Source organism: uncultured Clostridium sp., assembly GCF_947072515.1.
GTDB lineage: Bacteria > Bacillota > Clostridia > Clostridiales > Clostridiaceae > Clostridium.
This window is the reverse complement of record NZ_CAMTIG010000082.1, coordinates 1-11762: the sequence shown is the minus strand read 5'-3', so window position 1 is coordinate 11762 and position 11762 is coordinate 1. Positions and strand designations below refer to the sequence as shown.

Sequence of the window (11762 nt, the reverse complement as noted above, 5' to 3'; positions counted from 1 at the left end):
ATACTATTTTATTTAGTTCGATTAAATCTGTCCACCTTTTTATACTAACACCATAATGCGGTTTGTTTTGATTCAGTATAACCATTGAATAATATATTGAATATTATATTCACACCTATTAAACTAACTGTCATTATTATGATAATTATAAATGAATCAACTTTATTTTTTAGTGTATTTTTGTAATTTCTCATAATTCACCCTCTTAGTTTTAAAGATACCTAATAAAAAGCATCTTTCAATAATAATTTTTTCTCATAATTCCAAAATCTTATAAAATATGAATAAAAAGTTATAATTATGTCTAAATAATAGCAGTTTTTTAAATTAACTGTCAATAAATAAAATGATTTAAATTCTTTTTTGAGATAGAATAATTTCAACTATTAGTCCTATAGGAAAAGAGAATATTGCATATATTTGTGGATTTAATTTTGGTGCATATGGAATTAATGCAATAGGGATATTATGTGGAGTAGGTTTATTAATTGGATTTATAAAAATGCAATTTATTAAAGAGAATAAGAAGCAAACTATTATATAATTGGGAAAAATAGGCTAAAAATCTCGAAAAAAATTTTTAAAAAAACTCTTCTTTATATAAAGAAGAGTTTTACAAATGAATTACTCATTGAGAAACTCTTTTGCTTTAAAAAGCAGAGTTTCTTTTTTATTTAAATACTCATTATCTAAAACTAAATCTAAAAGATAAGATAAAATTTCCCCGATTTTTTTTCCAGGTTTAACTTTAAATTCAATTATTAAATCTTTTCCGGTAATATCTAAATCCTTTATTGTAAGTGGTTGTTTTGAATTTAAAATTTCATCTGTTAAGAAAATCATTTTTTCAAGCTTTTGAATTGCTACGCTTGAATCGGATAAAGATAAAATTTTCGCTTTTTGCAAAGCGTAAAGATTATAAATAAAATCTACTGAAACTCTATTTATCAATCTCTTTATATTTAAAGATTTCGGATTATCTAAAGTATTTAAATGTTCCCGAATTAATGTAGTAACTTCCTTAATCTGTTTGTTATCAAATCGAAGTCTGTTTAAAATTATACGTGCTATTTCTTCACTTCTAATATTATACCCATAAAAATGTGGAACATTTTTATCATCTATAGTAAAAGTTTGGGGTTTTCCTATAGCATGAAAAAGTGCTGCCAGACGGATATTTAATACTTTTGGAGTCTTTTCAATTACTGATAATGTATGATTAAAAATATCTTCTTCATGATTATATTGATTAAATTCTATAGAAGACTTAAATTCCGGAATTATATTTAAAAGTAATCCTGTTTTTAAAAGAAGTTCTAATCCTAAACGTGAATTATCAGAGATAAGAATTTTACAAAGCTCATCACGAATTCTCTCACCACTTATATTTTTAATTAAATCCTTATTTTTTTCTATACTAAGTAAAGTTTTTTCCTCAATTTTAAAATTTAATTTAGCGGAAAATCGTATAGCTCTAAGCATTCGTAAAGCATCTTCATTAAAACGTAGATTACTATCTCCAACACATCGTATAATTTTATTATTTAAATCATTCATTCCATTAAAAAAGTCTATTAATCCTTCTTTTTTATTATATGCAAATGCATTTATAGTTAAATCACGTCTTGAAAGGTCCTCTTTTATATTTTTCACAAAAGTTACTTTTTCCGGATGTCTATTATCTTTATATTCTGATTCAGTTCTATAAGTAGTAACTTCAAAGCTTTCGCTGTCTATTAGTACTGTTACAGTTCCGTGTTGAAGCCCAGTTGGTATTGTTTTTTCAAATAAACTTATAGTTTCCTCTGGTGTAGCAGATGTGGCAATATCATAATCTTTAGGATCAGCTCCTAAAAGAAAATCGCGAATACATCCGCCAACAAGAAAGGCTTCAAAACCATTTTCGTAAAATGTATTTATAATAAAATCAACTTTTTTTGGTATATTAAAGTTCATAAAAATCCTCCTAAAAAAACTACCTCATTTATAATTATAAATGAGGTAGTAAGAGAATACTATTTATTATCTCTTTCCTTTATATATTCTTCACGAGCAGATTTTAATTCAGTAATTTTTTCTACAAGATCATTTGAATTATCTAAAATAGTTAAATTGCTTTCTAATAAATCAATAGATTTACTATAATAATGTTCAGCAACTAAAGAATCTACTTCTGTCATTAAAGCTTTTGTAAGAGATTCCTTACATTTAGGAATATAATTTAAAGCGGTTTCATACCCTTCATGAGTACTTGAAATACTTTTAAAATTCTCTAATGCATCTTTAAAATTACCTTGATTAAATTGAGTAATAGCTAAAGTTAATCCATTAGCAGATGTTCCATTAGATGCAGTATTTTTATCTTCAATATTAGTATTATTAGTGTTTTTATCACTTGAAACTACATTAGAAGTATTCTTAGATAAAACAGAAACTACAGTATCTATTTCAGAATCTAAAAGGTTATATCTATTGATTTCATTTACTACAACTAGGGCTTCATCACTAGAGATTTTTTTAGCATTTATATCAGCAGCAACAGTGTTTAATTTATCTTTAAAATAGCTGCTTAAATCAGAATTTAATTTAACAGCTTTTAAAATATTCATATTGCCTTTAGTTACAGCATAGTTAGTTGCAGTTTTATAATGTGCATTATCAAAATATCCTTTAAATTCTGTTAAAAATGATTTATAAGATAAAGCTGTAAAACTAAATAAAGCACCTATAAAAAGTAATAATGACAATGTTATTGTTATTAGTTTTATATTTAATTTATCTTTTTTATCTTTTGGTAAGTTTTCTTCATGGCTTGTATTGTTTAGATTTTCCATGGTAAATCACCTCTCTTCTTTAAGAAGTATTAACAGAAAAAGGAAAAAATAAACATAGGAAAAAAGAAAAAAGTAAACATAATAATTTAATATTTCAATTAAGTATGATAAGATATGTTTTGATGGTTAAAATATAAATATGAAGATTTTAAGGAGGAAGGACTATGAAAGATAATTTCTTTATTAAGTTTAAAAATTGCTTACATAGATTAGATAAATTTCCTGCATACATAGATCAAGGAATTGGAAAGGCCATAAAATATGGATTTTTAATAAGTTTGATTTTTGGTGGGATTATTGGGATATATAACAGTTTTAGTTTAAATACAAATTTAAATACTACAATTCAACAAATAAACAAGCCAGAATATAGATTTACAGTTAAAGATAACACGTTAGATTTAACAGGTGGACCATATAAATTTAATAGTAATGGAATTGGTATATATATAAATGATAATAAAACATTAGATGATGCACAAAGTGTATTAAATGATTTAAGTAATAACACAGCAAATGTTTTAGTATTAAAAAATGGTATTGACTTAAACTTAGCTGGACAAAGCCAAACAGCTACGTATAATACAATTAGCCAAAAGTTATTTAATTCAGGTGAAATAACTAATCAAAGTTTAACAGGAAAAATACAAGGAATGAAAAAATACTATTTTATATTCCAATTTGTATTTGAAGTAATAAATAGATTTATAAATTTAATAATGGATAGTTTAATTATTACTATAGTTGGATTAATAGCATCAATGATTATGGGAATGATGGTTAAGCCAGCTGCATTATATAGTTTATCTGTATACGCAGCAACGGTACCATTCTTAATTTCATTACCAATAAGCATTTTATATCCTAGCATACCATTACAATATCCAATAATGCTTGGTACAGCCATATATGTTGTTATCATATTAAAACATATAAAAGATGATTTAGTAAAAAGACAAAAAAAGAGTGGCGGTAAAATAAATAATAGAATAAATAAATTTTTATAAATTAAAAGGAGTTGATTCAACTCCTTTTTAATTTATGGTATTATAATCTGAATTTTTGACAAGAATTTAAGTAAGGAAATTCAAAGGTTAGGTAGTAAATAAATTTGCACATTTTTTGTAAGTGTGATAATATAACTTTGTTATAAGGTATACATGGGGCGTTAGTTAAATGGATATAACATACCGCTACGGACGGTATATTATGGGTTCGATTCCTATACGCCCTACCAAATTGTTTGAATTTCAAAAGTATTAGTTTACTTTTGAAATTTTTTTTTAGATAATTTTTATAAAGATATATTTAATTAGATTTAACCTAAAAGAAAAAAAGATTAGGATGTGAGTATATGAATTTATATAAAATAAGCATTATAATTCCAGCATACAACGTTATAAACTATATAAAGGAAACTTTAGAATCTATATATAATCAGACATTTAAAGAATTTGAATTAATATTAGTTGATGATGGTTCAACTGATGGAACATATGAAGTACTTAGGGACTATGAAAGTTTACATGAGAATGTAAAGCTTATAAAACAAGAAAATTCAGGACCGAGTATAGCAAGAAATAAAGGACTAGAAGAAGCTCAAGGTGAGTACATAGTTTTTGTAGACTCTGATGATATTTTACCAAAGGATTCTTTAGAATTTAGATATGAAACAGTAAAGAGTGCAAAAGCTGATATAGGGATTTTTGGAACATATAAATATGATGGAAAAAATAAGTGGCCTATGACAAATCATTTCTTAGGAGATGGGGAAAAAACAATAAAAAGGGATTATAATTTATTATTAACTCTTGGGCCTTGTAATAAGATTTTTAAAAGAGAGTTAGTAAAGAATATGAAATTTCCAAGTGGAATGAAATATGCTGAAGATCAGGCTTTTATTATTGAAGCATATTTAAAAGCTAAAAAAATATATGCATCAAATTATACGGCATATTACTATAGAATAAGACCAGAAGAGGCAGAAGGATCTTTAACTAAACAGATAGTTAATAATTCAAGTTTTGTAATTTCACAGGTGTATAAATCATGGAGTATAACTGTAGCTAACATAAAAAATAGTGATTTGAGTAATTATGAAAAAATAACATTAATGCTTAAATATTTTGAGAGATTATTAAAGTTTGATGTATGGCCACCTTTAAAGAATATAATTGTTAAGGGTAGCGAAGAAGAGAAATTAAATGGATTAAAAATATTTGAAAAAATGATAGAAAAAACAGATAGAGAAGTTTTAGAAAACTCAAAGTTTTTAGAAACTATATTAACTTATGGATTTATGCATGAAAATAAATCATTGAATTCTTCGGAAAAAGGTATATACATAGAGATAGTAAATGCAGCATATAAAGATACAAATAAAATATCTTTAAAACAAAAAGCAATAAAAATGAAAAATAAAAATAGTATAAAACCACTATATCTAACATCAGTATTTAATGGATTGAAATATAATGGTGGAAAATCAAAAGCTATATTTGGGAAAATTTATAGAAGAGTTAAATTTAAAGTTTAGAGTTTAGATTAAGAGGAGCTTCTTAAAATAAAATAAATTCCATTTATTTTAAATAATCTGTAAATATGATAAAATTGATTACAAGCTTAGTAAATTAAAACTAAGTAGTAAAAGGAGTGAGATTATGATATATGCAGAAATTTTAGCAGGTGGAAAAGGAACTAGGATGGGAAATACAGAAATGCCTAAGCAGTTCTTAAAAATTGGTGGAAAGCCAATAATAATACATACGCTAGAAATATTCTTATTAAATTCGAGATTTGAGAAAGTAATAATAACTACACCTGGTCAATGGATACAACATACAAGCGACTTAATCAATAAATATATACCACAAGATTTAATTAAAAAGATTAAGGTTTGTGAGGGTGGAACAGATAGAAATGAATCCATAATGAGTGGAATTAGATTTATAGAAAAAGAGTATGGAATAAATGAGGAAGATGTTATTGTAACACATGATGCAGTAAGACCATTTTTAAATCATAGAATGATTAATGAGAATATAGATATGGCTATTGAATATGGGGCATGTGATACTGTAGTACCAGCATTTGATACAATAGTAGAATCTAAAGATGGGGAATGTATTAGTGATATTCCAAGAAGAGATTTTATGTATCAAGGGCAAACACCTCAAAGTTTTAATATAAAAGAACTTGTAGATTTATATACGTCTTTAAGTAAAGAAGAAAAAGAAATATTAACTGATGCAGCTAAAATATTTGTTGTTAAAGGAAAAAAAGTTAAGCTAGTTCAAGGTGAAGTTTACAATATGAAAATAACGACTCCTTATGATTTAAAATTAGCAAATGCTTTATTAAGGGATGACTTAAATGATAAATAAGATTTATAGATTAATTGCACCAAAGCAAATAGTTGTTGAATTTAAAGATAGAAACTTAGATGGTGAAGGAATTATAGTAAGACCAACTAGACTTTCTATTTGTGCTGCTGATCAGAGATATTATACAGGAACTAGAGGAAAAAAAGCTTTAAAAGAAAAGTTACCAATGGCTCTTATACATGAAGGTGTTGGTACAGTTATTTATGATCCAAAAGGTGAGTTTAAAAATGGAGATACAGTAGTTATGATCCCAAACACACCTACTCAAGAGGATGGTATAATAGCCGAAAACTATTTAAGGACAAGCAAATTTAGAGCAAGTGGTTTTGATGGATTTTTACAACAATATGTATTTATGGGAAGAGACCGTATCATAAAATATAATAATATAAATCATGATGTGGCATCCTTCTTAGAACTTATAAGTGTATCAGTTCATTCAATAGATAGATTTGATAAAAAAGCTCATAAAAGAAGAGATACTATAGGAGTATGGGGAGATGGAAATGTTGGTTTTATAACAGCATTAATATTGAAGAAAAAATTTCCTGAATCTAAAATAGTTGTTTTAGGAAAGAATGAAGAGAAACTAAATTTCTTCTCTTTTGTAGATGAAACATATCAAATAGATGATATTCCAGAAGGGTTTAAAGTAGATCATGCTTTTGAAGCTGTAGGTGGAAAAGGTTGTGAACCTGCAATAAATCAAATTATAGATTATATAAATCCAGAAGGAAGTATTTGTCTTCTTGGAGTATCAGAAAGTCCAGTACCTATAGATACTAGAATGGTACTTGAAAAAGGAATAACTTTAATTGGTAGTAGTAGAAGTGGTAGAGTAGATTTTCAAGAAGCAGTAGACTTTTTAGAAGCTCACGCAGATGCTCAAAATCAACTTCAAAAACTTATATCTTCAGTTATAGATGTAAGATGTGTAGCTGATATCATAAAAGGATTTGAATATGATTTAACTACTCCATTTAAAACTATATTAGAATGGAATATTTAAAATAGTTAAGAATAATTAATAGGGGTGTTGTGAAATTAAGGTTTTGCAACCCCCTAAAATATATAGTGAGGTATAGAACTTTGAAGATAGTAGAAAGGTTTGTAATAAAATATATTTTAAAAATAGTATATGGACTATCACATATTTTTAGTGTGAAAAAAAGAGTAGTATTTGCAACATATAGACCAGACTATATGGAAGGAAACTATAAATATATTTTAGAACAAATAAAAAAAGAAAATTTAAATTTAGAAATAAAGATTTTATATAAAAAACCAGGTGGAGGAGTAATAGGAAATATAAAATATTTACTTCACATGTGCAAGGCAGAATATTATTTAGCAACATCTAGTTTTTTTATAATTGATGATTTTTACTTCCCAGTATATGCAATGAATAAGTTAAGAAAGGGAACTGAAGTTATTCAAGTATGGCATGCATGTGGAGCATTTAAAAAATTTGCTTTAAGCACTATAGATGAAAATTATTCTAACGGAAATGAATATATAAAATATGTGCCTATTCATACAAATTATAGTTATGTAACAGTAACTTCTGAAGAGGTAGCAAAACATTATGCAGATGCATTTAGAATGTCAGAAAAGAATATAGTTCCATTAGGAGCACCAAGAACAGATTTGTTTTTTGATGAAAAAAAGAAAGTGGAAGTTGAAAAGGAACTATATAGTTTATATCCTAAATTAAAAGAGAAAAGGGTTATATTATATGCCCCAACATTTAGAGGAACTGGACAAAGTAATGCTAATGGTGGAATTAATATTGATATAGAAAAGTTAGTGAATTCATTAGATGAAAACACTGTATTAGTATTAAAAATGCATCCTTTTGTAACTTGGAGATATAAAGGAAATGACGAGAGAGTTATAGATATGTCTGATTATAAATCAATAAATAATATACTCCTAATAACAGATATTTTAATAACAGACTATTCTTCAACTATATTTGAATTTGCACTTTTAGAAAAACCAATGATTTTCTATGCAGATGACTTAGAAGAATATATAGATGATAGGGATTTTTATTATAACTTTGAAGAATTAGTTCCAGGACCAATCGTTAAGACTACAGATGAACTTATCGATATTTTAAATAAAGGAAATTATGATATAGAAAAGATTAAGGAATTTAAAAATAAATTCTTTAAATATACAGATGGTAAGGCTAGTGAGAGACTAGTTGATAAAATAATTTTAAAGAAGTAAGGTGATTTAGCTTGAAAAAAGTACTTTTCATAGCATCAACAGGTGGGCATTTATCAGAGCTTATGGAGCTTAAGCCACTATTTGAGAAATATGATTATCATATAATAACAGAAAAAACAGATACAACAATAAAACTTAAAGATAAATATAATAATAAAATAAGTTATTTAGTTTATGGAGCAAGAAATTATATGTTTAGTTATATGTTTAAGTTTCCATATAATATTTTAAAATCCTTAGTTTTATATGCAAAAATAAGACCAGATGTTATTGTGACTACAGGAGCACATACTGCTGTTCCAATGTGTTATATAGGAAAGTTTTTAAAGAAAAAAATAATTTTTATAGAAACTTTTGCTAGAGTAAATTCTACAAGTATGTCAGGAAGAATGATTAATAAAATTGCAGATGTATTTATAGTTCAACATCCTGAAATGGAGAAGGTTTATGAAAATGCAGTATACAAAGGAGCGTTATATTAATGATATTTGTTACACTTGGAACTCATGAATTAAGTTTTAAAAGAATGTTAGAGTATCTAGAAAAGCTAGATTTAACAGAAGAAGTTTTAATACAATCAGGAAATACAGAGTTTAAATCAGATAAATATAAAATTGTGCAGTTTCTTTCACCTACAGAATTTGATCAAACTATGGAAAAGTGTGATTTAGTTATAACACATGGTGGGGTAGGTTCTATACTTGGAGCATTAAAAAGAGAGAAAAAAGTTATTACGATGGCAAGATTACAAAAATATAATGAGCATAACGATGATCATCAGTTAGAAATATGTGAAAAGTTAGCTAATGATGGATATATAGTAAGTTGCACAACTTTTGAAGAATTTCAAAATGCAGTTTTAGATTATAAAAATTTAGAGTTAAAACCATATAAATTTGATAATACCAAGCTATTAAGATTTATAGAAGAAGTAATAGGATAAATTTAAAAATAACAAAAGAAGAGGTGCTATTATGAATGCAAGTAAAATAACAGGAAATGAGTGGTGGTGTTTAAATAAATTAAATTTAACACCAGGAGATTTAGTTATTGGAAATACTTATCAATCATTAGGAATACTTAGAAACTTTAAAACGTCTGTAAATAAAAATTTTCAAGGTGAAGTAAAAGATTTAACTAAAATTATTTATGATGGTAAGGAATTAGCACTTTCTAGATTGAAAGATGAATTAAAGGAAGTTGGAGCTTATGGTGCCACTGATATGTCTGTATCAGTAATACACACACCAGGCACAAATAATATTGAATTTCTAGCAACAGCATCTGCTTTTCATGATAAATCTGGGAAAACTATAAGTGAACCTATGGTAATGTCAACAGATGGGCAAGAGTTATGGTGCATGATGGACAGTGGATACACACCTAAAGACTTTGCAATGGGAACATGTATCTATTCCCTTGGAGTAGTTGGTGGAGTAATGTCAGGATTGCGTGCATTAGGAAAAGGTGAAGTTAAAGAGTTATCAGATGTTTTTAATAAAACTAGACATATTGCATTAAATAGACTTATTGAAGAAGCAAGAAATGAAGGATATCATGCAATTTTATCAATAAAAACATCCCTTACACCTTATATGGGATTTGAGGAAATGGAGATGGTAGGAACTTTTGTAACTAGTGAGGCACCTTTATCTTCTGATCCAAATGAAATTATTACATCAGATTTAACGGCAGAGGAACTTTGGAATATTACATCATTAGGATATTCACCTGTATCTTTAGTATTATCAACATCTGTTTATTCAATGGGGAAAATAGGACAGTGGTCTGCAGCTTTTAAATCATTTAAAAAAGGTGAGATATCAGAATATACAGAAGTAATATATAATGCACGTGAAAATGCTATTCAAAATCTTAAAAAGCAAGCAGAAGAGTGTGGAGCAGATGATGTGATTGGATTAGATTTACGTTTTTATCACTTATCAGGAGGAATGTTTGAAGTTTTAGCACTTGGAACAGCTGTTAGAAAAAATCCAAATGTAAAAACAAAAACAGAAATATTACCAGCTCAAGCAATTATTCGTGATAAGCAAACATTCTATAATAATTGCGGCATTCAACTTTCAGAGTAAAATTAAATTTAATTGAAATCTATAGAGAAATATAGTTTATTATGGTAATATAAGAAAACATATAATTTTTTTTATGGAGGAGATTTAAATGGGATTATTTTCAAAAGATGAAGACATGGTATGTGTACATAAGCATGTAAATAAAGAAACAATAATTAATGCAATAAAAAATGGTGCGGATACTTATGAAAAAGTTAAAGAAGCAACAGGTGCTGGAACTGGAATCTGTAGAGGATTAAGATGTAAAAAGCAGATTGAAGAATTAATAAAAGAAAATATATAAAAATTAGAAAAGGAGCTGTCTCGTAAATGATTTTTAATCATTTACGTAGACGCTTCTTTTTTTTTCAATTAGTACAACTGATAGTCTATTTTCGGTAGAAATTTTCTGGGAAAAACTTTTTTTGAAACACCACAAATAGAAGGGTTGACACCCTTCTATTTGTAACAAATTATTCCATTACGCTGTTTTCATATTATGCAATAATATTCCATTTCTTTTTTGAAGTGTTTTATTAAACAATTTTTTAATGTCATATGCAAAACATAAAAGCATAAATTCTATCTTTATATTTTTCTTTCCCCTAAGTAAAAATCGCCTAAAAGAATAATCTTGTTTTAAAACTCCAAATGCACCTTCAACTTGAATTGAACGATTCATTCTTAAAAGTTTACCTTTCGGGGTCGATATATTTAAACGTGATTTTTCACGATATTTAATAAAATTTTTTGATACATAAAGTCTTCTATTCCCCTTTGCTTTGGTACATTTATCTTTATACGGACATGCATCGCATTCAAAGCATTCATAAATTGTCACTTTAGATACAAATCCTGATTTAGACTGCCTCTCTTTAGTACCTACTGGAACTAATTTTTTACCGAATGCACAGATATAAAAATCTTCATCTTGATTGTAAGTCATATTTTCTCTTTTACTTATATCCTTTTTAAATTTTTTACTTTTAGATTTTTCAAAAATCTGTGGTTTAATATATGCGGTTTGCTTTTTATTTTTTAAGTACTCATAATTTTCTTCACTTTCGTATCCTGCGTCAGCAATAATATTCTCATACTTAACATTTAATCCTTCTTTTAATTTATCCAAGAAAGGAATTAGCGTTAATTGATCAGAGCGTTCATTTGAAACATCAACACCAACATGGATTTATGTCAATATCCTGGACACTAAAATTCGAACTATACTAAGCTGTAGC

General features: G+C 26.8%; 12 protein-coding genes, 1 tRNA gene and 1 pseudogene. 10 read left to right on the top strand and 4 right to left on the bottom strand.

Features of this window, described 5'->3' with window-relative positions; genetic code table 11:
- Positions 1-44 precede the first annotated feature (44 nt).
- The 3 genes from Q0W06_RS17885 to Q0W06_RS17875 form a co-directional block, all read right to left on the bottom strand.
- Positions 45-194, bottom strand: coding sequence for a hypothetical protein (locus Q0W06_RS17885; RefSeq protein ID WP_297639012.1), 150 nt, complete (start codon positions 192-194; stop codon positions 45-47).
- 430 nt (positions 195-624) lie between these two features.
- On the bottom strand, positions 625-1956 hold the full coding sequence (locus tag Q0W06_RS17880; protein WP_297639009.1) for a CCA tRNA nucleotidyltransferase: 1332 nt from the start codon (positions 1954-1956) through the stop codon (positions 625-627).
- Positions 1957-2015: 59 nt separating this feature from the next.
- Positions 2016-2834, bottom strand: coding sequence for a hypothetical protein (locus Q0W06_RS17875; RefSeq protein WP_297639006.1), 819 nt, complete (start codon positions 2832-2834; stop codon positions 2016-2018).
- A 164-nt stretch (positions 2835-2998) separates the two neighbouring features.
- On the opposite strand from Q0W06_RS17875, the gene Q0W06_RS17870 reads away from it, so the two are divergent.
- The 10 genes from Q0W06_RS17870 to Q0W06_RS17825 all read left to right on the top strand — a co-directional run bounded on the left by Q0W06_RS17870 (position 2999) and on the right by Q0W06_RS17825 (position 10828).
- Positions 2999-3841, top strand: coding sequence for a DUF1189 domain-containing protein (locus tag Q0W06_RS17870; protein WP_297639003.1), 843 nt, complete (start codon positions 2999-3001; stop codon positions 3839-3841).
- A gap of 155 nt (positions 3842-3996) precedes the next feature.
- A tRNA-Arg gene (locus Q0W06_RS17865) sits at positions 3997-4071 on the top strand.
- Positions 4072-4188: 117 nt separating this feature from the next.
- Positions 4189-5370 (top strand): glycosyltransferase family 2 protein, encoded by a 1182-nt coding sequence (locus Q0W06_RS17860; RefSeq protein WP_297639000.1) that lies wholly within the window; start codon positions 4189-4191, stop codon positions 5368-5370.
- Positions 5371-5494: 124 nt separating this feature from the next.
- The gene (locus Q0W06_RS17855) at positions 5495-6217 is read left to right on the top strand and encodes a 2-C-methyl-D-erythritol 4-phosphate cytidylyltransferase (protein WP_297638997.1); all 723 of its coding nucleotides are present in this window, start codon (positions 5495-5497) and stop codon (positions 6215-6217) included.
- A complete protein-coding gene (locus Q0W06_RS17850) occupies positions 6207-7226 on the top strand; it encodes a zinc-binding dehydrogenase (protein ID WP_297638994.1) in 1020 nt (339 codons plus the stop codon). The genes Q0W06_RS17855 and Q0W06_RS17850 overlap by 11 nt, the downstream gene beginning before the upstream one ends.
- 80 nt (positions 7227-7306) lie before the next feature.
- Complete coding sequence (locus Q0W06_RS17845; RefSeq protein ID WP_297638991.1) at positions 7307-8452, top strand: CDP-glycerol glycerophosphotransferase family protein; 1146 nt, start codon at positions 7307-7309, stop codon at positions 8450-8452.
- Between the two features lie 11 nt (positions 8453-8463).
- Positions 8464-8934 (top strand): PssD/Cps14F family polysaccharide biosynthesis glycosyltransferase, encoded by a 471-nt coding sequence (gene pssD, locus Q0W06_RS17840; RefSeq protein ID WP_297638947.1) that lies wholly within the window; start codon positions 8464-8466, stop codon positions 8932-8934.
- Complete coding sequence (gene pssE / locus Q0W06_RS17835; RefSeq protein WP_297638945.1) at positions 8934-9395, top strand: PssE/Cps14G family polysaccharide biosynthesis glycosyltransferase; 462 nt, start codon at positions 8934-8936, stop codon at positions 9393-9395. Before pssD ends, pssE begins: the two co-directional genes overlap by 1 nt.
- 31 nt (positions 9396-9426) lie before the next feature.
- The gene (locus Q0W06_RS17830) at positions 9427-10545 is read left to right on the top strand and encodes a heavy metal-binding domain-containing protein (protein WP_297638942.1); all 1119 of its coding nucleotides are present in this window, start codon (positions 9427-9429) and stop codon (positions 10543-10545) included.
- Positions 10546-10633: 88 nt separating this feature from the next.
- Positions 10634-10828: a (2Fe-2S)-binding protein gene (locus tag Q0W06_RS17825; RefSeq protein ID WP_297638940.1), complete on the top strand. Its 195-nt coding sequence runs from the start codon at positions 10634-10636 to the stop codon at positions 10826-10828.
- 177 nt (positions 10829-11005) lie between these two features.
- On the opposite strand, the pseudogene Q0W06_RS17820 reads toward Q0W06_RS17825, so the two are convergent.
- Positions 11006-11707: pseudogene (locus Q0W06_RS17820) on the bottom strand (transposase); the annotation flags it as partial.
- Between the last annotated feature and the right edge of the window lie 55 nt (positions 11708-11762).

Coding starts and splice junctions, on each gene's coding strand:
- Q0W06_RS17885 (WP_297639012.1), bottom strand. CDS start 194: ATGAGAAATTACAAAAATACACTAAAAAATAAAGTTGATTCATTTATA.
- Q0W06_RS17880 (WP_297639009.1), bottom strand. CDS start 1,956: ATGAACTTTAATATACCAAAAAAAGTTGATTTTATTATAAATACATTT.
- Q0W06_RS17875 (WP_297639006.1), bottom strand. CDS start 2,834: ATGGAAAATCTAAACAATACAAGCCATGAAGAAAACTTACCAAAAGAT.
- Q0W06_RS17870 (WP_297639003.1), top strand. CDS start 2,999: ATGAAAGATAATTTCTTTATTAAGTTTAAAAATTGCTTACATAGATTA.
- Q0W06_RS17860 (WP_297639000.1), top strand. CDS start 4,189: ATGAATTTATATAAAATAAGCATTATAATTCCAGCATACAACGTTATA.
- Q0W06_RS17855 (WP_297638997.1), top strand. CDS start 5,495: ATGATATATGCAGAAATTTTAGCAGGTGGAAAAGGAACTAGGATGGGA.
- Q0W06_RS17850 (WP_297638994.1), top strand. CDS start 6,207: ATGATAAATAAGATTTATAGATTAATTGCACCAAAGCAAATAGTTGTT.
- pssE (WP_297638945.1), top strand. CDS start 8,934: ATGATATTTGTTACACTTGGAACTCATGAATTAAGTTTTAAAAGAATG.
- Q0W06_RS17830 (WP_297638942.1), top strand. CDS start 9,427: ATGAATGCAAGTAAAATAACAGGAAATGAGTGGTGGTGTTTAAATAAA.
- Q0W06_RS17825 (WP_297638940.1), top strand. CDS start 10,634: ATGGGATTATTTTCAAAAGATGAAGACATGGTATGTGTACATAAGCAT.